The organism is Pseudomonas sp. KNUC1026 (assembly GCF_021650705.1).
Lineage (GTDB): Bacteria > Pseudomonadota > Gammaproteobacteria > Pseudomonadales > Pseudomonadaceae > Aquipseudomonas.
Genome location: NZ_CP087138.1, coordinates 4114682 through 4135241 on the forward strand (window position 1 = coordinate 4114682; position 20560 = coordinate 4135241).

Consider the following 20560-nt stretch of genomic DNA (forward strand, 5'->3'; position numbering starts at 1 on the left):
AACCCACCCTTCTGATTTCACCGCCTCCTCGGGCCCACGCACCCGGGGCAGGCACCCTCATGCCCACGATTTCTGACTGGATGAAACATGCCCGGATCGCCTGCTGCCCTCTGTTGCCTGCCGCTGATGCTGATAAGCCCTCTCGCCCTTGCCGACCCGGCAATTCCCGAGTTGGCACCCACGGTCATCACCGCCGTTGCGCCAGAGGCCAACACCACCCTCAGTGCCGATACCAAAACCGCGCGCCAGCCAGTGCCGGCCAGTGACGCCGCCGACTACCTGAAAACCTTCCCGGCTTCAGCGTGATTCGCAACGGCGGCGCCAATGGTGACCCGGTATTGCGCGGCCAATTCGGCTCCCGGCTCAACCTGCTCAGCAATGGCGGCAATGTGCTTGGCGCCTGCCCCGGCCGAATGGACGCCCCAGTGCTTACATCACCCCCGAAGCCTACGACCGCCTCACAGTGATCAAAGGCCCGCAAAGCGTGCAGTGGGGCCCCGGCGCATCGGCGGGAACGGTGATGTTCGAGCGCGACCCGGAGTACTTCAGCCATCTGGGCGGGCGCCTGTACAGCAGCGCCACCCTGGCCAGTGGCGGGCGTTTCGACAAGGTGCTCGACGCCGCCGCCGGTGGCCCGCAAGGCTACGCACGCCTGAGCGCCACCGACGCAGCCAGCGGCGACTACCGCGATGGCGACGGCCGCCATGTACCCTCCGCCTGGGGCAAATGGAGCAACGACGTGGCACTGGGCTGGCGGCCGCAACCCGGCACCCTGCTTGAGCTGAGCGCCGGCATGGGCGACGGCAGCGCCCGCTACGCCACCCGCGGCATGGACGGCAGCCGCTTTCGCCGCGAAAGCCTGGGCCTGCGTGCCGAGCAGGCGAACCCTGGGTTCGGCCTGGCTCGCCTCGAAGGGCAGTTCTATTACAACTACGCCGACCACGTGATGGACAACTACAGCCTGCGCAGCCTCGCACCCGGCCGAGAGCGAGCCAGCAATCCCGACCGCCGCACACAGGGTGTGCGCGTGAAAGGCACCTGGGAGGGCGAGCTATGGGAACTGCTGGCTGGCGTCGATGCCCAGGCCAGTGAGCACCGGCGGCGCGTGGCCATGGGCGTTGAGCGTTACCGGCAGTTGCCGCGCCAGGCTGATGCAAGCTTCACCCAGGCCGGCGTTTTCGGGGAATTCACCCGCCAACTGAGCGATAACACCCGGCTGGTGAGCGGAGTGCGCCTGGATCACCACCAGGCCCGCGACCTGCGCGTCCAAGGCGCCAGCAACACCCGCGCAGAGTTGCTGCCTGCCGGCTTCGCCCGCTGGGAGCACACCTTGCCCGGGGTGCGAGCCTGTACGCAGGCCTCGGCCACGTGCAGCGTCAGCCTGATTACTGGGAGCTGTTCTCACCTGCCAACTCGGCGTTCACCACCCTGCGCCCGGAAAAAGCCACGCAACTGGATGTGGGAGCGCAACGTCGCGGCGAATACACGCGCACGTGGGTCTCCGCCTACGCCGGGCAGGTGCGCGACTACATCCTGTTCGACTACACCGCACCCCGCAGCACCGCGCGCAACATCGACGCAACGATCTGGGCGCAGAGGCAGGCACCGACTGGCATTTCGCGCCGCATTGGGCGGCCGGTGCCAGCCTGGCCTACGCCCATGGCCACAACCGCAGCAGCGGCCAGCCGCTCCCGCAGATGCCCCCGCTGGATACCCGCGTGAGCCTCACCTGGCAGCATGACACATTCAGCGTGGGCGCCCTCTGGCGGGTGGTGAGCGCCCAGCGCCGCATCGACCCCGGCAAGGGCAATGTGGTGGGCAGGGATCGTGAGGCCTCGAGCGGCTTCGGGGTGCTCTCGCTCAACACCGCCTGGCAGGCGACGCGGCGTTTCAGGCTCAGTGCGGGGGTGGACAACCTGTTCGGCAAAACCTACACCGAACACCTGAACCTGGCTGGCAATGCAGGGTGGGGCTACCCGGCCCATGACCCGAAACGGATCAATGAGCCAGGCAGGACGTTCTGGACAAAGGCAGAACTGGAGATTTAGGCAGTTTCGAGCTGCAAGCTGCAAGCTGCAAGCTAGAAGCTAGAAGCTAGAAGCTAGAAGCTAGAAGCTAGAAGCTAGAAGCTAGAAGCTAGAAGCTAGAAGCTTAGCTTGCAGCTTTGCAGGTCGAAGGAGCCCAGTCGCCCAGGTCAGGGCTGCGGCACACCAGCTCCAGGGCTGCCTTGCCGGAGTCGGCAACCTGCTTGCTCTGGGCGCGGCTGGCGTTGGCTTTCTGCAGGCTGGTCTCGGTGCTGACCGCTTCAGCCGGCACGTTGGCGGCAGGCTTCTTCACCGGGGTGGCTTTTTTCTTGCCGGTGGTGGCGGCCGGTACCGGCGCTGGGGTGGCTGCGGCAACCACGTCCTGGCGCTGAACGCCCACTTGTTGCAGGTCTTTTTCGTAGGCCTGGGTGTAAGAGCTCAGGTCTTCGCTGGTGCGGCCATCGACCTGGGCGATCAGAGCGTTGGATTCCTGCAGGCCGGCAACGATTTCGGCCAGGCGCTTGCGGCCTTCGTCATCGCTGACGGTCTTGGCCTTGCGCGCTTGCAGCAGGTTGGCGAACTCGGTCTTGTAGCAGTTCTGCGAAGCCTGGGCGTAGGCAACGCTACGGTCGATCTGCTGGCGGCTGGCGTCGATGTCGCTGGCGTAGGAGCCGATGCGCTGTTTGTCGTCAGTGATCTGCTGCTGTTTCTGGTTGTAGTAACCCACTGCACCACCGGCCAGGGCACCACCGGCGGCGCCGAGGGCAGCGTTGCGGCCGCGCTTGTCCTTGTTGTCGGTTGCCAGGGCACCGGTAGCAGCGCCGAGCAGGCCGCCGATCACCGCACCGGTGGCGACCGACTTGGTCATGGCCGAGTCGCTGTCACGCAGTTGCTGCACCGGCTGGTAGCAGGTGGGGTAGTACTGCACCTGAGTGGTTTGCCCCACTTTGGAGCTGGGGTTACCGGCGCAGCCGCCGAGCACCAGGCCGAATGCGGCGCCCAGGCATGCATAGGCGTAACGGCGGGTCGAAAAAGCGGTCAGGGATACCTTCGGTTGCATGGTCATGGGTTTCCTTCGGTGGAGTGGCTGGTTGGGCGGCCGCTTGTGGCAAGCAGCTGCTTGAGGATTGCGGGCGCATCGGCCCGCTGGTTCTTGCGGTATTCGCTTACATGGCGAACGAACAACGTCGCGCGCGCGACCAGGCTGTCGCCCAGCACGGGTTTGCGTTCGAGTTCTTGCTTGACCCGCTGAAACTGCGCCTGGATCACCGCGTCGGTGTAGCGCGCGCCGCTGGCAAGGTTGTCGATGTAGATCGCCACGGCGCCGTCCAGCGCGTTGCGGCCATTGCCGATAGCGGCGTCGAACACCTGCGCCGCAGCCTGGTTGCCGGCAGCCTTGGCCTTGTCGCGGCCCTGGGCCAGGTTGGTCAGGCGAATGTTGTAGTTGTTGATGGTCTCGGCCACCAACGCAGCCGACTGGATTCAGGTTGCCGGCCGCCTCTTCACGCTGCTGGGCGATCAACGCCACGTTGCGCTTGAGCTCCTCGTTCACCTGGCCCAGCTCGGCCTGGAGCTTGGGGTCGGCGCTGGCGGCGGCGATGATGCCGTCCAGGCGCTGGGTAGGGTCCTGGGTGTTGTCGATGGCGTCGGTCAGGTTGGCCAGGCGGCCGTCCTTTTTCCACTGGTCGAACAGCTCCTTGTAGCGTGAGCGCGGTGCCGAGAGCGCGCCGATAGCCACGCGAAAGCCGGTGGTTTCGTTCTTCTGCTCGGTGCCGTCTGCACCGAACAGCGGGTACTCACGGCGCATGCCGGTGAACAGCGTCAGCTCACCTTCCAGGTAGTTGCCGCCCTTGACCACGAAACCGCCGTAAGCGCCCTGGCGGCGCCCGGCGCGCACCAGCTGGAACGGCTCCTGGACCATCTCGGCGGCGTTGCCGATCACGTCGAACAACCCCAGCGGGTTAGGCAGCTTGGTGCCTACCGGCAACAGCCGCGCGCCCTGGCCAGTGCCGCCAGCAACCTGGTTGAACACGGCATAGTCGGCCAACGGCGCATCCTGGTCGCTGCCCGGCTGGCGCCGTGGGAACAGGCGCGCTTCCAGCTCCTGCCGGCTCACCGCCTGGCCGCCGCGCGCGGCGTACTCCCACTCCACTTCCGTGGGCAGGCGCACGAAGCCCAGGCCACCGTCATCGCCCTTGCCATCACGGCCGCTGACCGGCAGCAGGTCCTTGTGGTAACGGTTGAGCCAGGCGCTGTAGACCGCCGCAAAACGTTCGGCCTCGAAGTGCGAAAGGTTCACCTCCGGCAGGCGCACAGCCATGCCCTCCTCGGCTTCGCACGCTGGCGCTTCGCCGCCGCTTGCCAGCGCGTCGGCCTGGGCCATCACTTGCTGATACTGGCGCCGAGTGACTTCGTACTTGCCCATGAAGTACATCATCGGTTTGAGCGGCGAACCGGCCTCGGGCTTGGGCAGCAGCGGGGTTACCGCCTTGCGCCAGCCAGTGGGCAGGTCGCCCACGGAGAACGGCCCGCTGATGTAGTCGCGCCGGTAACCCGACATGAACGACTGCTGGTAGCCCGGCTCGCCTTCGCTGAACGGGTAACCCAGATTGATTTCGCGGTCATCCAATGCGCCATGGGCCAGCACGTACACATAGCGGAACACCATCTCGCCATCGCATGGCAGCGGCAGGCTCAGGTCTCCGGCCAGCGGCTTGGGGTTGTCCGGGGTGCTTTCGGCCTCATCGGCCACAGCCCCCAGCGAGCACAGCGCCAGCATCAGCGCGATCAAGGTTCTAGACATCACGAATGCCCTCCGCGGGCTCGATTCGGGTGGTGCGCCAGCCGCCGGCGGTGGCCGCCAGGCCGCTGAGCGCCAAGGTGGCCAGGCACGCCAGCAGGTAATGGCCTGCCGCGAGGTAACAGGCAGTGTCGCCGCGTTCGCCTGCGAACAATTCGTTGAGCCAGCGCGAGGCCAGCAGGTACAGCACGCCACTGAGCAGGCTCGCCAGGGCAGCGCTGTACAGCGCCTGAAACTGCACGAACAGCAGCAATGCGGCGAGGGGAAAGCCCATCAGCCGCAGCACTGCCAGCGGTTTGCGCTTGCGCTCCACCGCTGCCAGGGTGCCTGCACCGATGGCGGCGAAGGCGCCACCGAGGGCCAGCGAAGCGATGATCCAGAACACCACCGACAGGTTGTGGCTCAACGAGCGCACCTGGGCGATGGATTCGGCCTGGGTGGCGACGGTGATGCCCTGGCTGGCGAACCACTGGCGTAGCGGCTCCACGTCGTCGAGGCCGCGCGCATACAGCCTGAACGCCGGGTACACCCGCGTGGCAGGGTTGGCAGGTTCCGCCCCTGGCCAGCCGAGTGATGGCACCGCGCGGCCGTCGCGATAGTCTTCGGCCGCTTCCAGCAAGCTCAACGAGGCGAACACGCCATCACGGGCGAATGCTTCGATGGGCAGCACCGCGCTGACCTGCAACGGCACCTGCCGGGCCTGCGGCTGGCCGGCCACTTGCCGGCCAATCGAGGCTTCGAGGTGGTCACCGGCCTGTGCGCCGAGCTTGGCGGCCAAGGTATGGCTGAGAATCACGGAGCCAAGCCCGGCGGGTGCCTGGGCCTCACCCAGCAAGGGGTCACCAGGCGCGGTGGGGATCATTTCGGCGGTGTTCAGCAAGGCTTCGCTACCGGTCTTGCGCAGCTCAAGCGTGGCGGCGATCTGCCGGGTCCGCGGGACCGCGAAGGCCACATCGCCGCGCATGGCCAGGCGGTCGACCTGCTCGCCGCTCAAGCGCGCGCCGGCCAACGGCACGATTTCACGGGTTTGTGGGCTGCGCTCCAACTGTGTGGTGAGGTTGCCGACCAGCCCGCCCTTGAGCCCGAACAGCACCAGCAGGGGGGCCAGCACGGCCACCAGCGCCAGCACTGCGCAGGCAGAGAGCCGCCATTCGTCGCGGTAATCCTGCCAGGCCAGGCGGCCGATCAACGAGGTGCGAATCATGCAGCCTCCAGGCGCGCGGTCACGCCGCCGTCGGTGTCGCGCTGCAGGTTGAGCCGGGCGATGCGCAGGCCCGCCGCACGCATGGCAGGTTCGTCGTGGCTGGCAATCACCAGGCCCGCCTGCTGTTCACGCACTTGCTCCAGCAGCAGGCTCATCACCCGCTCGGCATTGAGCGGGTCGAGCGCGGCGGTGGGCTCATCGGCCAACACCAGCGCCGGGCCATGGGCAAGCGCCCGCGCGCAACTCACGCGCTGGCGCTGGCCCACCGACAACTGCGACGGGCGCTGGCGCAGCAGCCCGGTGATGTCCAGCCGCTCGGCCAGGCGCTCGACCTCGCCACCATCGGCCAGCCCCAGCAGCTCACGGCTCAACGCGATGTTGCCGCGCACGCTCAGGTAGCCGAGCAGCCCGCCGGTTTGCAGCACATAGCCCAGGTGCTCGCCGCGCAGCCCGGCCAACCGCTCCTGCCGGCCTTGCTGCCACAGCCGCGCCACATCGTGTTCCACACCCGCCATGCGCCAGCTGAAGCGTTCGGCCTCGCTGGGCGCGGCCACCAGCGCCAGCAGGTCAAGCACGCTGCTCTTGCCGCTGCCGCTGGGGCCGACCAGCGCCCAGCGCTCACCCGGCGCGATGTGCCAGGCCGGCACTTCCAGGGTGTAGCGCTGGGCGCCCTGGCCACGCTGCTTGCGCACGTTGAGCAAATGAATCATGGCAGCGTCGACAGTGGCACGCGGTACAAGGCGTCGCCCGGTTCGGCATTGCCGAAGCGCACCCAGTTGGCCACGTCGTTGTGGAAGGTTTCGTACAGGCGGATCTTCGACTCCAGCTCGTCGATGAAGTCTTCCTGCTCGGCCACGCTCAGCGACAGCCAGAGGTCCTGGGTCATGCCCAGCACCTTGCTGCGATACGGCAGGCCTTGCAGGTATTCGCCCAGCACGCCGCTGGCCGCCAGGTTGCCGCCCTGGCGCAAGGCGCTGGGGTCGCGGCTCATGTAGGCGCTGGCACTGGCGATCTGCTGGAAGAAGTCCTTGGGTGAAGTTTTGGTGGCTCGCGCGGCATCGACGATCAGCTTGAGCGACTGCTGCAATTCGTTGAGCTGCAACTTGCTCGGCGGCGCGCACACCTGAAAGGCCGGCAGCGCCGGGTTGGCCAGGTCGCGGTCGGCGGTCCAGGCGCTGACCAGCGCGGGCGCACGGTTGTTGTCGTGGCGGCCGAGAAATCCATGTGCATCGCGTAGCCGACTGCAGCGGACTTATCCACAAGGCTCGGCGCGCCGGCCAGTTGTGGCGATGGCAGGGCCTGGCCCTGGCGCACCTGATGGGCGAGGTCGGCGAATACCGCACCGATCTCGCCCACACGCTCGCCGAAGCGGGCGACGTCGCCGCCGGGCACCGGCACATACAGGTCGCCGATGCGCGGGTTGGCGTCGGCAGTGAGGGTGCGGTACTGCTGCTCGGCAAAGCCGTGGTCGCGCGTGCCGGCCGGGGTTTGCAGGTGCAGCGCGAAAATCTTGATCTGCTTGCCGGCTGCGGCCTGGCGCACCTCGGCTTCGTTCATGCCGGTGGAGCTCAGCGGGTTGTTCTTGCGCAGGGCGCCGGCATCAGTGATCAACAGGATGACCCGCGCGCCATAGGGCGACCAGTCCATCTCATCGACCGCCTGCATCACGCCGGCGAAGGCGTCTTCATCGAACGAAGCGCTGTTGACGGCAGTGGCTTTGACCTGCCGCGCCTGGTTCAGAAACGCCTGCGGGTCGCTGCCCTTGCCCAGCGGGATGAGCGTTTTGGCCAGGTATTCCAGGCCCGGAGTTTTCTTCACGCTGTTACGAAAGCCCACCATGCCGAAATCGACGCTGCCCAGTTCGCCACGCTCGGCCATGCGCTGCTGGATGTTGCCCACCACCTCGTTGACCTGGTCGATGTACGGCTGCATCGACATGGAGGTGTCGACCACCAGCACCACGCCGGTACGGAAGGCCTGCGCCGCAGCGCCCGTGCTGGCGGGCGCCGCCTGGCCAGGGTCGATGGAGGCGATGTTGAGCAACTGCACCGGCAGGCCGTTCTGATCGAAGCTCTCTTTGGCCTCGAAGATCGGCAGCAGGTAGAAGCGATCCTGCGGCACAGCGCTGGCCTTGGGTTCCAGCGCCAGCACCTGGCTGTTGTCGCTGGGGTTGGCCTGGGCCTGGTCGAGTGCCTTGCGCGCGCTGCCGGGGTTGGCGAGCAGCTTCTCCACGGTTTTCGGGTCACGCAGGAACATCACCGGGTCGCGCCCGGAGCGCTCGGTGAACTTGAGCACCAGGCTTTGCTTCCAGTCACTGGCCTGGCTTGCAGGCAGCCAGCCTTCGGGCTGGCCGTCGCTGGAAGCGCCTACCTGCAACCACGGCTGGCCGTTCTGGTCCTGGCGCTGGTAGACGTAGAGCACCGAGAAGGTCGGGATCGCTGTGCCAGCGTTGCCACCGGGCTGCTCGCGCAGAGTAGCGCCGGGCTGGCTGAGCACGCGCTGGTACAGGGTTTTCTTACCCGGCATCAGCAAGGGATGGCTGCCGTTGTCCACAGGCGGTTGCGCTGCAGCCGGTGTGCCAGCCTGGGCGGCCACCGGCGCACTGGCCGGGGCCTTGCTGGCGCTGGCTGGCGCCTGGCCGGCGGGCTTGAACGACCACCAGCCACCGGCAGCCAGCGCCACGGCAAGCGCCAGTGCGCTCACTGCCAGCAACGGGCCACGGCCACCTTTGGCCGGGGGTGCCGGGCGCGTGGCGGCGGCAACGGCGGCAGGCGAAGCCGGCGCGCCTCGGGGAATGTCGATGCTGACCGGGGTCATGCCCGCCAGGCTCTGCTCGGTTGCCTGGGAAACCGCCGGCACCGGGCGGATCAAGGTGATTTCATCGTCGGCTGGCAGGGCATCCAGCGCTGCGACGAGTTCTTCGGCGGTGCTGAAGCGCTCGTCCGGCGCCTTGGCCAGCAACCGGCTGAGAATGGGCTGGTAACGCCCATGCAGCGGCGGCAGGGCCGGCAAGGGTTCGGTCAAATGCGCCAGTGCCGTGGACAGCGCATCGCTGCCGCGGTAGGGCAGCTCGCCCACCAGGATTTCATACATCACCACGCCGAGCGCGTAGAGGTCGGCGCGGCCGTCGACTTCCTGGCCGCGCGCCTGCTCCGGGCTCATGTAGCTGGGGGTGCCCACCGCGAAGCCGGCCTGGGTGAACTGGGTACGGTCATCGAGGGACTTGGCGATGCCGAAGTCCGACAGCACGGCTGTGCCGTCGGCACGAAACAGAATGTTGGCCGGCTTCACGTCACGGTGCACCAGGCCCTGGCGGTGCGCGTAGCCCAGGGCGCTGGCGATCTGCCGCAGCCATGCCAGGCCCTGCTCGGGCCTGATGCCTTCCGCCAGACGCTCGCGCAGCGTGCCGTTGGGCAGGTACTCCATGGCCATGTAGTACAGCTCGCCGACGTTGCCGATGTCGTGAATGGTCACGGTGCTGGGGTGCGACAGCCGCGCCAGCGTGCGCCCCTCGCGCAGGAAGCGCTCGCAGAACACCGGGTCAGCGGCCAGTGCCTGGCTCATCACCTTCAGGGCTACCTTGCGCTCCAGCGACACCTGGGTGGCCAGGTATACATTGGCCATGGCGCCTTCGCCGATCTCGCCGTCGAGGGTGTAGCCGGGGATCTGCACGTTAAGGGGGCTTTCATCGGCTGACCTTCACGACCACTGCGGTGATGTTGTCGGGGGCGCCGCGGGTCAGGCCCAGGTGGACCAGGCTGCGCACCACGGTGTAAGGGTCGGCATGGGCGAGCACGCCGCGGATTTCGTCGTCGTCGGCCGTCTTGTTCAGGCCGTCGCTGCACAGCAGGTAGGTATCGCCCTCGCGTACCTCGAAACTGGCGCTGTCCAGTTCGAGGTCGTCGGCCACGCCGACGGCGCGGGTGACGATGTTCGAGCGCGGGTGCAGCCGTGCGTCGGCCTCGCTGAGCAGGCCGCTGTCGACCAGGCCCTGCACGTAGCTGTGGTCCTTGGACAGGCTCTGCAAAGCGCCTTCACGCAGGCGATACAGGCGGCTGTCGCCGGCCCACAGGCGAAACCCCTGGGCCTCGCGCATGGCCAGCACCACCACGGTGCTGCCCATGCGCTGGCCGTCGACGCGCTGGCTCTGCTCGCACACCTGGGTGTTGACGCGGTCAAGCTCGGCGCACACCAGGCTGGTGAACACCGGCAGCGACAACGCGCTCTCCAGCCCGCGCAGGCGGTCGACGATCAGGTTGCTTACATAGTCGCCGGCCGCGTGGCCACCCATGCCGTCGGCCACCACCCACAGGCCTGCCGCTGGCAGATCCAGGCACGCGTCTTCGTTGACCTGGCGGACCATCCCGACGTGGCTGTAGCTGGCCGACTTGAATACCAACGCCACACTCATGCTCCTTGTGCGCCAAGCAGGCCGGCAAAGGCCGGCGCGGGAGGCAGGCCATCGCAGCGGCGCACGCCGGCGGCCACCTGCTCGCTGCCCTCGCCCCACCACAGGCTTGCGCCCTGGCAAGCCCAGTGCTGCAACCAGTGGCGCGCAACGTTGTTGTCCAGGCTGGCAAGCCGTGCCCAAGGGCCGTGCTGCTCGCCCTTGGCGGCCTGGCCCAACACCAGCGGCGGGAGCGCTTGCACGCCCGCCTCGAAAGCCTCGAACCCTGCGCCCTCCTCCAGGCTGTGCAGCATCAGCGCCTCGGCCTGGCCAAACCAGGCTTCATGCCCGCCCGGCAGGCCGGCGAGGTCTGCATCGGCCGGCAGCACGCAGGCCACCGTCAACGGAAAATACCGCCCCACGCGATCAACGCTGGGCATCACCACGCCGGCCACTGCCTGCTCGCCACACACACCGGGCGCCGCAGCGAATCGCCACAACGGGCTGACCAGGTAAGCCTGCAACCAGCCTTCGCCCATCGCCGCCTGGCTGTGGGCGATGCCCGCTGCCAGCCAGGCATCCCACGCAGTGATGAACGACGGCGGCAACCCGCGGCTGACGAAGTCGCCGCGGCTGGCGAGCTTGCCGTAGAAACCTGTGCCGCTCATAAACGCTCCGGCAGGCTGAACCCGGCCAGCGCCTGGTTGCGGAAAGGGTTGAAGGCACTGCTGGCGCGCAGCTCATAGCTGATGCTGGCGTTGTCGACCTTCAGGCGCAGGGTGAAGCGGTCAGGCGAGCCGCTGCTGGCCAGGTCCGACTGCTGCAACAGGCGGAACCACGCCCACGGGCCATCGAGGGTCAGGCCCGAGCGGCCGCTGGCAGGCGGTGGCGTGATCGCCAGGCGCACCAGGCCCGCGCCATTGGCACTGGGCCATTGCAACGCGACCGGCCGCGCGGGGCCGTGGTCGTAGCTCACTTGCTGGCCGTCCAGGTCGAGCAGGAACTGGCTGATCTCAGGGCTCATGTCGATTGGTTTGAGCTCGAAGCGCACAGAAGGCTGAGTGCCGCCGCTGCGAAACCAGGCATCGCGAATCGCCTGTGCACGCTGGAAGGTCGCCAGCGCGCCGGGCGAAATCCCCAGTTTCTGCGCAGCACCCGGCTGCCAGCGCCACGGGTTGGCGGAGGTGTCCACGTAGGGTTGCAGGTAGCGACGGAAGTACGTGTCCAGCACCCCACCCACGCCGAAGAACTGGCCGACATCATCCAGCGTGGCGTCGCGCGGGCTGCTGCTGACCAGCGGGTAGCGCCCGGCCAGCGACTGGCGCCAGACGCTGACCACATCGCTGGCCCAGGCGGCGTTGAGCTGGCTGCGCACGCCGCCCATGACCATGGCATTGGTGCTAGCGACCACCGACTTCACCATGCCCTGCAATACGGGCGGAGTGCGCTCGGCAGTCAGGCTGGCGCGCGCTGCGGCAGCGCCGGCCTGGTTCTTGGCTTCGCCCAGCAGCGCGTCGCCGCTGGCACCCACCATCCCGCTCACTTGCACGTACAGCGCGTTCAGGTCGCTGAGCAGCGCGTCGATCGGCGCCGGGCCATCGCCTTTGGCGACCATGGCGTTGAGCTCAGCGAAATGCGCCGTGACCGGGTCCGTACTGGCAACCGGTGCTTCGGCCGCCGCCGGCGCATCCTGGCCGACCAGCGCACCCAGGCGCTGGCGCAGCTTGTCGGCGGTGCCGTCAGCCGGCGCCACCTTGGCTACCAGCGCCTGGTCCTGGGCTTGCAGGTTGGTCTGCTCGGCCACCGCTTCAAGCAGCTTTTTCACTGGCGACGTAGGCCCGGAGATCACCCGCAGCACATCGGCGGCCTGGCCGATGCTGGTGACCGGCACGAAGTCGATGTCGGCCAGCGAGGCATCCCACTGCCGCTGGTAGTCGGCGAAGTAGAGCCGGCGTACGTCCTGCGCAAGGTTCAGCGCGTCCTCGGCGCCGTTGACGCTGCGCCCCAGCACCCACTGTTCCTCGGCAAGTGTGGTGGCCTGGCTCAGGCTGCCGCGCAGGAATACCTGGTGGTAGCCCTTGGCTGTGTAGAACCCGCTCAGCGGCTCGGCCAGGGGTTTGCCGCTCTTGCGGGTGAAGATCAGTGCAGCGTCGCGGCCGGCGGCATCGGCGATGCTGAAGCCGGGCACGTCGGCCGGCAGCTTCTGGCGCCTGATGCGGTCGTACACGCGCTGGGCCACCGGCAGTTGCGCCAGTTGCCGGCGCACGTCGTCGATCAGCCGTTGGTCGAGCCGGGCGCTGGGCGGTTGCTCGGCGAACAGCGCCTGCAGGTGCTCATCCAGGGCCGCGCGCTGTTGCGGGGTCACGGCGTTGCCCAGGTTGCGGTCCCAGTCCAGGCGAACCCAGGCCATCAGGAACTCCGGATCGTAATGCTCGCTGTCGCCGAGCATCAGGTAGGCCTTCAGGCCTTCGTAGAGAAAGTCCGAATGCCCGTCGCCGTGCAGTTGCTCCTCGACGCGGGTCACCAGGCGCGGCGCGAAGGTCGCGATCAGCAGCTTGCGGTACACGCTGGCCGCTTCGCTTTGCAGCATGTCGCCCTGGTACAGGCCGCTGCCCTGGGCCCAGGCCGGAGCGTCGCCGGCCAGGTGGCGGGTGGTGTCGAGCAAGGGCAGCGTGGCGATGATCTGCCGCTGTGCCGGGCTCAGTTGGCGCACCGCTTCGGCCAGCGGTGTCACTCGCTGGTCAACGGCATCGATGTAGGCGCGGTTGGCACGGTAGCTCAAGGCCCACACAACGCACACCGCCAATACCAGCACGGCGGTGGCCGCCAGGGTGCCACGAGCCACCCAGCGGCGGCGGCGCTCCACGGCCGGGTCGCTGCCTACCAGCCCGCGTTCGGCGAAGGCCACATCGTTGAACAGCCGTTGCAGGAAGTAGCTGCGGCCGGTGCCGTTCTGTCGCGCCAGGTGTTGCCGGTCCAGGTTCATGCTCTGGGCCATGGCGCCGATCATGCGGTCGATCGGGCTGCCCTCCTGGGTGCCGCTGGTGAAGTACAGCCCCCGCAACAAGGCAGGCTGCTCGTAGGGGTTGGGCTGGAACACCGCATTCAGAAAGCCGGCGAGCAAGGCTTTGAGGCCGGCGAACTGCTGCGGGAAGCCGTAGATCAGGTCGCGCCGCGCCGGGTCGCGCTCGTGTTGCAGGCGATCGACCAGGCGCTCGGTCAGGCGCTGCTCCAGTGCGTCCAGCTCGGCCGGCACCAGGCCGAGCGCGCCGTCTGCCTGCCTGGCGTCGTCGAGCGGGAAAGTCATGCCCCACACCTGCGCGCGGGCTTCGCGGTCCAGGTCGTCGTAGAACTCCATGAAGCCGGGCAGCAGGTCGAGCTTGGTGAGCATCACGTACACCGGGAAGCGCACACCCAGGCGGGTCTGCAGTTCCTGAATGCGCGCGCGGATCGCTGCGGCATGGGCGGCGCGCTCCTGCTCGCTGCCCAGCAACAGGTCGGCCAGGCTGATGGCAACGAACGCACCGTCGATGGGGCGCTGCGCGCGGTTCTGCTTGAGCAGGTCGAGACCCTGCCAGGCGGCCTTGTCGACCTGCGCGTGGCTGTCCTGGGTGGTGTAGCGGCCGGCGGTGTCGAGCAGCACCGCCTGGTCGGTGAACCACCAGTCGCAATGGCGCGTGCCGCCCACACCGCGCACAGCGCCGGCGCCCATCTGTGCGGCGAGCGGGAAGTTGAGCCCGAGTTCACCAGCGCCGTTGTTTTGCCGGCGCCGGGCGGGCCGATGATCACGTACCAGGGCAGCTCGTAAAGGCTGCGCCGCTCGTCACCGCCCAGGCGGGCCTTCTTGAGCAGGGCAACGGCTTCGTCCATGCGCTGGCGCAGGGTGGCCAGCTCTTCGGCGGTGGCGACGCTGGCGGCATCCGGCGGAGTGTCCTGGGCCATGCTGGCGAGCACCTTGGCCGCCTGCTGGCGCGCCTGCCACCAGCGCCAGGCGCGCCACAGGCCCCACAGCGCGAACAACAGCACGATCAGCGCCCAGCGGCGCCCTTCGGGCACCAGCGCATCGAACACCGGCCCGATGAACCAGATGATCAGCGACAGCGCGATCAAGCCCAGCACCGGGACTACCCAGCGCACCATGAACTGTAGAAACGCCTTCACTGCGCGCCCTCCGCGAATACGGTGATTTCCACTCGGCGGTTTTGCGCACGGCCGTCGGCGGTGGCGTTGCTGGCCTTGGGTTCGGTGTCGCTTCGGCCTTCGGCGCTGAAGCGTTGTGGCTGGCCGGTGGCGGCCACGAGAATCTGCCGCACTTCCTCGGCGCGGGCCTGGGACAGCTTCCAGTTCGACGGGAAGCGCAAGGTGGCGATCGGCTGGTTGTCGCTGTGCCCGGTGATCAGCACCCGGCCCTTGACCTGCCGCACCGCCTCGCCGATGCGCTGCATCAGCGGCTGGAAGTTGCCCTTGATACTGGCGCTGGCCGAAGCGAACAGCTCATCGCCCCGGATGGTCACGATGGAACGGTCGGCGGCGTCTTCGACCGACACCTTGCCTGCACGGATTTCCTCGGCCAGAAAGCCTGCCAGGCGCGGTTGCTCGACCACGCGCGGTGCCGGCACCGCAGGCGCGATCGACTGCACCGGGATTTCGCCCAGGGCATGAATGCGCTTGAACACCGGCTCCGCATCGGCCGCCAGCAACATGCGCAGCGTCACCAGCAACGCCAGCAGCAAGGCCACGGCGGCCGCCACGGCCACCCACGGCGGCAGGAACTGGCGCAGCCGATCAGCCGCCACCACCACGCCGCGCCAATGCGGCGACAGCTCGCGCTCGTGCTCGCCACGGGCGGTACGGATTGCTGCCGCCGTGCGCTCACGCAGCGCCTCAAGCTGGCTACGGCCGTTCTGCAGCACGCGATAACGGCCTTCGAAACCCAGGCTCATGCACAGGTACAACAGCTCCAGCAGGTAGAGCCGCTCACGCGGGCTTTGCAGGCAGTGCTCCAGCAACTGGAAAGACTTTTCACCGCCCCAGGCCTCGTTGTGCACGGTCACCAGCAGGCTCTGCTTGTTCCATTCGCTGCTGCTGCCCCATGGGGTGCTGAGTACGGCTTCGTCCAGCGCGGTGCACAGCACGTAACGCGCCAGCAGCACCTCGTTACGCGCCACGCCCGCGCCCTCGGCGCGTTGCTCGAACTGGCGCAGATGGCCCAACAGCTGGGCACGCAGGCTCGCCGGAGCAGGGTGCGCGAGGGTGTTGCGCAAGCGCGTGAGCAGCGCAAGCATCGGCGCGGCGGCGCTTTCGAGCGGGTTCATGCCAAGGCCCTGGCCCACCGGCAAAGGTGCGCCCTGAGGCACCGCCCGCTGTGGTGCGGGTGCAGGCGCGGGCTCGGCGGCAGGTGCGCCCCGCCCACCGGGGCGCGGCATGATCAGGGTGCGGTCGTTGATCGGCGGTTCCTGGCTCATTGCGGCTTACCCTCGGATGGCCCAGAAGGCCAGGCTCAGGCCAGGGAACTGGCCACCCATGTGGAAGGCGAAGCCGCCGGACTGCGCCAGTTGCTTCCACAGCTCGTTGCCTCGGTCCAGCTCGAAATAGCTGGAGCCTGCGTGATACGGCAGTTGCCGTGGCGCCACGGGCAGTGGCAGCAGGCCGATGCCGGGCAGTTGCAGGTTGACCAGGTCGCGGATGTGCTCCACCGGGCCGACCTTGCTTTGCTGCACGAAGTGGTTGCGCAGGGTGGTGGCGTCCATGTCGGCGCGCACCACCAGCACGAAGGTGGCGTTTTCGAGCAGGCTGCGGTCGTTGAGCATGGCCACGTGCACGCCGAAGGCTTTTTCGACGATGGGAATGGCCACCGCCTTGCTGTCGATCAGCATCGCCAGTGCCTCGCGCAGCGCGGCCATCAGCCGGGCATAGGTGCCTTGCAGGTCATCGTGGTTGTACACCGCGAAAGGCTCGGCGCGGCGCTCGGCACTGGAGAAGGTCGCGAACTCGCCGGCCAGCGCCAGCAGCTCGGTGTAAAGCCGTTCGGGGTGTACCGGGCTCAGGTTGGCCAGGTGGCTGAACAGCGGCTCGGTGCGGTTGCACAGTTGCAGCAGCATGAAATCGGCAATTTCCGAGGCACCACCGGCGCTGCTGGCGACGACCCGCCCGGCGAGGGCTTCGCCGCGCTGGCGCAGCAGGCCCGGCACTTCACGGGCGAAGTTCGACAGCACCGCGCTGGCGGCGATGTCGAGCACTGGCGGGATGTACTGTTCATCGAGCACCAGAGCGCGGTCGGCACGCTTCTCGCGCACCCGCACCACACCGATGGCCGCGTGCTCGGCCAGGCCGTCGGCCTCGGTGAGCAGGCGCAGCAACTGGCTGCCGACCGCCACCGGGGCGCGGTTTTCGAAGGCGGCATTATCGTCACGCACTTCACGCACCTGGCTCAGATAACGCGCGCCACCGCTCGGCTCGCCTTCATCGACGGTGTCGCGGCTGCCGGGCCGGCGCAGCGGCATCGCCAGGTACACCACGCCATCGCGCAGTGAATCGGCAATCGCCAGCGGTGCGGGGGCCGGATCGTGGCGCGGGATATCGAACGGCGTGCCATCGGGCAGCAGGCCCTTGGCCGAGACGATGCCCAGCTTGCCCTGGGCCAGCAGCGCGGTGTCGATCATCAGCTCGGAGAAGCCCCAGCCGCCTGCGCCGAACGGGCGGCTGCGCGCTTCCACCAGTTGCTCCAGGTAACGGTCGTGCTGCTGGAAGTGCTGCGGCCGCAGGAACATGCCCTCAGACCAGATCACACGGTTATTCCACGACATGCTGCCTCCCGGGCCTTACGGAGTGAGCACCGGCGCGCTGCGGATGGCATGCACGTCGAGGCTGATCTGATAGTCGCCGCGGCCGTCGGCCGGCAGCTCGATGACGTCGCGCCATTGCGCACGGTCCAGTGCGCGATAGCCCACCACGATGCCGACCTGGCGCGTGGCCGGGTTCACGCGGCGCACCAGGTCGCGCTGTTCGCCGGGTTGCACCAGCAGCTCGTCGCGGTCGATGAGGTCGTCGCCCAGCGCCTGGCCGGGTTGTTCGGCCAGCGCGAAGTAGTCGGCGCCGCGAAAGCGCCCGGCGTTGCGCAGCTCGAATACACGAACCCGCACCGGGGTCGGCTGGCCTTCAGTGCCAGGGTTGAGCGAAGGGTTGGCAGAAAAATGCAGCACCAACTGCGCCGGGCCCTGGTCGGCGGCAACCGGCTCATCGGGCTGGGCATGCCCACAGGCAGCCAGAGCAAGGGCGCAGGCCAGGAATAAACTGGCGCGGCGTGCAGCCATCAGTGGCTTGAGGATCGTCATGATCGGCAGTCTGTCCAGGCAGCTCTATTCTCGGCGCAGTCGTGCGCTCTGTTGTTCATACGCGCGGCTGAACTCCCGACCGAACAGGTCCTGGAAGTCGTCTTCTGCCTCGCGAGCGATGTTCTGGTAAAGCTCGGTGAATTGCTGCCAGTTGCGGGCGTCGCGTGAGCTGAGCAGGCCGGTGAGCCCGCCGGCCGGGGCCAGGCGGGCCTCCAGCGCCTTGGGCTCGAAGCGCTCCAGCAGATGCCGAATCGCCGCCTGCACACCGGCCATCACGGCCAGCTGGTGGGCACGCAGGTCATCGAAGCTGTCCTTGACCGCCTCGTCGGGGGCCATGAACGCCCGGTTGCCGTGGCGCAGCAGCAACATCAGCGCCTCGTCGGCATTGGGGGCGAACTTGAGCGGGTTGTTTTCCAACGGCTGGATGGTGGTCTGCTGCATGCGGAACTCGCCCTTGAGGCTGCTGCGCGCGCGCAGCACGTCGATCAGGCCTTCGACCATCAGCCGATAGCTGCGGCCCAGGTGCTCCATCTGCGCGGCAGCCTGTTCGGCGTCGATGCGCAGGTGTTCCAGCCGGGCGCCACGCAGAAAAGCCTGCAACACGGCGTCGCCGGCGGGGGCAGGTGTGGCCTGGGCAACAGGCGGCACGGGCGTGGCGGGCGCTACCGGGGTGGGCGGCAGGGTCTGCTGGGGCGGCGGGGCGGCTGGCTTTCGGGGCGGCTCGGGCACTGGAGCAGGCGCCGGCTCAGGCACCACTTGAGGCGCGGGCTCGTCGCTGAGAAAGTCCCACTCCGGCAGGATCGGCGCGCCACTCTGGGGCGCGGGCATGGGCTCGGGCGGCGGCGCAGGCGCCAGTGGTTGCGGCGGGCGGAAGTCATGCTGCTCGGCAGGTACGTGATCGTGGCGCGCATCCTGGGCCGGCGCAGCCGGGGCGAGGAAGTCGAACAGGTCTGGCAGGGTGTCCATCGCCGAAGCCTGTTCGAACTGCGCCGGAAACCGCAGCGGCTCGGGCGCCGGCGGCGGGTTGAGCAACGCCTCGAAACTCTCCACGCCCTGCCCGCCCAGGTCGAAGCCGGCAGCCGAAGCCTGCTCGATACCCACCTCGATCTCGTAGTCACCCAGGCGAATCACCTCGCCATGCTCCAGCCGCTCGCTGTTGCCCCGGCGCAGGCGAATGCCGGCCTTGAGCAGTTCGACGCCGTTGGTGCTGGTATCGGTGAGGTAGTAATGACCATCGCGGTACTGCACCAGGCAGTGGCGCGAGGAAACCAGGCGCTCGGGGTCGGGCAGCACCCAGTCGTTGTCGGTGCCGCGACCGATCGACAGCACACCTTCGCTCACCCACACCTCGGCGCGCTGGCCCGGGGTGATCTTGTGATAGCTGGTGATGGTCAGCTGCAGTGGCATCGAGTTCCTCTCTAGACCCGCCTCGACGTAGCGTGATGGGACGCGGGTACAACTACCCTGCCCATTTCGCCGACGGCTCTAATCCCTGATTTTGGCGGCTGTTTCGCTGGAGTTTGCCAGTACTTCGCGACAGCGAAAAGGCACGCATCCAACTTGCATAACAGTAAGGGCGCAGATTGTAGAGGGCATCACGCTTGTCAACAAGGACCAATCCGAAATCTTGACAACCCTGATACGAGCGTCCAACAATGCCGCACTTTTCGCCGCGATTCATAGTGGCATATCGATATTTACGGACGAAAAGCAGCGCGTAAATTCAGCGAAGTTTCGCTGAACTTTCTTTTATGAAAGCTGCGCGCTGCAACCGATAGGGAGATCGGAATTGCTGGACCTCACCTTGTTGCTCAGCGCGGTTTCCGAGGCATCGCCCTGCGGCGAAGACCTGGAGTACGACGCCGACTTCCTGCAACTCGAACGTGAAGCGAAGGGCCAGCCCGAGCGCGCCATGGGCGATTCGGTGCTGCCCGCCGAGCCACCGAAGTGGCGCGATATCCAGCAACTTTCGCTGCAACTTCTTGGCCGCAGCAGAGACCTGCGCATCACCCACTTTCTTACCCACAGCCAATTGGCCCTCGAAGGCTTCGCAGGCCTTGCCGATGCGCTGATGCTGGTACGGGAGCTGCTCGACCGTTATTGGGAGCCGCTCTACCCACAGCTCGACGCCGATGACCACAACGACCCTACCCTGCGCCTGAATGCGCTGATGGGCCTTTGCGGCGACACCACACTGCAATTGCTGCGTGACACCCCGCTGCTGCGCTCGCGCGCCTTCGGCCCGGTCACGCTGCGCGCGGCGGCCAACGCAGCCGGCCTGCAACACTGGCAGAGCGAAACCCTCACTGCCGAACAGTTCGGTGGTGCGCTGATCGACGCCGATGCCGACGCGCTGCAAGCCACCGTGGCCGCGCTGAACAACGCACTCGAAGCCCTGGACGCCATCGAAAGGATGGTCGGCGAGCACCTGGGCGCAAGCCAGGGCATCGACCTGGCCCCGCTGCGCCAGCCACTGCGCCTGGCGCGCCAGCTGTTGAGCGACGCTGTACCGGCCAGCACCGAAGCCGAGCCGCAGGCCGGCGACGCGCCAGCACATGACAGCCCCCAGCACGCCGTACAGCGCCCGGCCGGTGCGGTCGGCAGCCGCGACGACGTGCAACGTACCCTCGACCGCCTGCTGGAGTACTACCAGCGCCATGAACCCTCAAGCCCCGTCCCGGTATTGCTGTCACGGGCCCGGCAGCTGGTGCATGCCGATTTCGCCGCCATCGTGCGCAACCTGCTGCCCGATGGCATGAGCCAGTTCGAAACCCTGCGCGGGCCTGACCCGGAGTAAGCGAAGGGCCCAGC

Annotated in this window: 10 protein-coding genes and 4 pseudogenes; 2 read left to right on the forward strand and 12 right to left on the reverse strand. The window is 67.7% G+C overall.

Annotation, left to right across the window (positions count from 1 at the left end; all coding sequences use genetic code 11):
• Window positions 1-87 precede the first annotated feature (87 nt).
• A pseudogene (locus LN139_RS19440) lies at window positions 88-2048 on the forward strand (TonB-dependent copper receptor).
• A gap of 103 nt (window positions 2049-2151) precedes the next feature.
• On the opposite strand, the gene tagQ reads toward LN139_RS19440, so the two are convergent.
• From tagQ to tagH, 12 genes and pseudogenes are all read right to left on the reverse strand, one after another.
• The gene (gene tagQ / locus LN139_RS19445) at window positions 2152-3084 is read right to left on the reverse strand and encodes a type VI secretion system-associated lipoprotein TagQ (RefSeq protein WP_236355661.1); all 933 of its coding nucleotides are present in this window, start codon (window positions 3082-3084) and stop codon (window positions 2152-2154) included.
• Window positions 3085-3086: 2 nt separating this feature from the next.
• Window positions 3087-4803, reverse strand: a pseudogene (locus tag LN139_RS19450) (formylglycine-generating enzyme family protein).
• A 16-nt stretch (window positions 4804-4819) separates the two neighbouring features.
• On the reverse strand, window positions 4820-6025 hold the full coding sequence (locus tag LN139_RS19455; protein ID WP_236360524.1) for an ABC transporter permease: 1206 nt from the start codon (window positions 6023-6025) through the stop codon (window positions 4820-4822).
• A complete protein-coding gene (locus LN139_RS19460) occupies window positions 6025-6738 on the reverse strand; it encodes an ABC transporter ATP-binding protein (RefSeq protein WP_236355662.1) in 714 nt (237 codons plus the stop codon). Before LN139_RS19460 ends, LN139_RS19455 begins: the two co-directional genes overlap by 1 nt.
• Window positions 6735-9652: pseudogene (locus LN139_RS19465) on the reverse strand (serine/threonine-protein kinase). Before LN139_RS19465 ends, LN139_RS19460 begins: the two are co-directional and overlap by 4 nt.
• Before the next feature lie 61 nt (window positions 9653-9713).
• On the reverse strand, window positions 9714-10433 hold the full coding sequence (locus tag LN139_RS19470; protein ID WP_329610973.1) for a PP2C family protein-serine/threonine phosphatase: 720 nt from the start codon (window positions 10431-10433) through the stop codon (window positions 9714-9716).
• A gap of 2 nt (window positions 10434-10435) precedes the next feature.
• Window positions 10436-11083 carry a type VI secretion system-associated protein TagF gene (gene tagF, locus LN139_RS19475; RefSeq protein WP_236355663.1) on the reverse strand — a complete coding sequence of 216 codons (648 nt, stop codon included), beginning with the start codon at window positions 11081-11083 and terminating at the stop codon, window positions 10436-10438.
• Window positions 11080-14576, reverse strand: a pseudogene (gene tssM / locus LN139_RS19480) (type VI secretion system membrane subunit TssM). Before tssM ends, tagF begins: the two are co-directional and overlap by 4 nt.
• Window positions 14573-15880 carry a DotU family type VI secretion system protein gene (locus LN139_RS19485; RefSeq protein ID WP_236355667.1) on the reverse strand — a complete coding sequence of 436 codons (1308 nt, stop codon included), beginning with the start codon at window positions 15878-15880 and terminating at the stop codon, window positions 14573-14575. Before LN139_RS19485 ends, tssM begins: the two are co-directional and overlap by 4 nt.
• 6 nt (window positions 15881-15886) lie before the next feature.
• Window positions 15887-17221 (reverse strand): type VI secretion system baseplate subunit TssK, encoded by a 1335-nt coding sequence (tssK, locus tag LN139_RS19490; protein WP_236355679.1) that lies wholly within the window; start codon window positions 17219-17221, stop codon window positions 15887-15889.
• Between the two features lie 15 nt (window positions 17222-17236).
• On the reverse strand, window positions 17237-17749 hold the full coding sequence (gene tssJ / locus LN139_RS19495) for a type VI secretion system lipoprotein TssJ (RefSeq protein WP_236355690.1): 513 nt from the start codon (window positions 17747-17749) through the stop codon (window positions 17237-17239).
• 24 nt (window positions 17750-17773) lie between these two features.
• The gene (gene tagH / locus LN139_RS19500) at window positions 17774-19156 is read right to left on the reverse strand and encodes a type VI secretion system-associated FHA domain protein TagH (RefSeq protein ID WP_236355696.1); all 1383 of its coding nucleotides are present in this window, start codon (window positions 19154-19156) and stop codon (window positions 17774-17776) included.
• A 385-nt stretch (window positions 19157-19541) separates the two neighbouring features.
• Between tagH and tssA the strand changes: the two genes are divergently transcribed.
• Window positions 19542-20546 (forward strand): type VI secretion system protein TssA, encoded by a 1005-nt coding sequence (tssA, locus tag LN139_RS19505; protein ID WP_236360528.1) that lies wholly within the window; start codon window positions 19542-19544, stop codon window positions 20544-20546.
• The last annotated feature ends 14 nt before the right edge of the window (window positions 20547-20560 follow it).

What these genes read in the sequence shown, in the direction of transcription:
- tagQ (WP_236355661.1), bottom strand. Translation starts at nt 3,084, where the DNA reads ATGCAACCGAAGGTATCCCTGACCGCTTTTTCGACCCGCCGTTACGCC.
- LN139_RS19460 (WP_236355662.1), bottom strand. Translation starts at nt 6,738, where the DNA reads ATGATTCATTTGCTCAACGTGCGCAAGCAGCGTGGCCAGGGCGCCCAG.
- tagF (WP_236355663.1), bottom strand. Translation starts at nt 11,083, where the DNA reads ATGAGCGGCACAGGTTTCTACGGCAAGCTCGCCAGCCGCGGCGACTTC.
- LN139_RS19485 (WP_236355667.1), bottom strand. Translation starts at nt 15,880, where the DNA reads ATGAGCCAGGAACCGCCGATCAACGACCGCACCCTGATCATGCCGCGC.
- tssK (WP_236355679.1), bottom strand. Translation starts at nt 17,221, where the DNA reads ATGTCGTGGAATAACCGTGTGATCTGGTCTGAGGGCATGTTCCTGCGG.
- tssJ (WP_236355690.1), bottom strand. Translation starts at nt 17,749, where the DNA reads ATGACGATCCTCAAGCCACTGATGGCTGCACGCCGCGCCAGTTTATTC.
- tagH (WP_236355696.1), bottom strand. Translation starts at nt 19,156, where the DNA reads ATGCCACTGCAGCTGACCATCACCAGCTATCACAAGATCACCCCGGGC.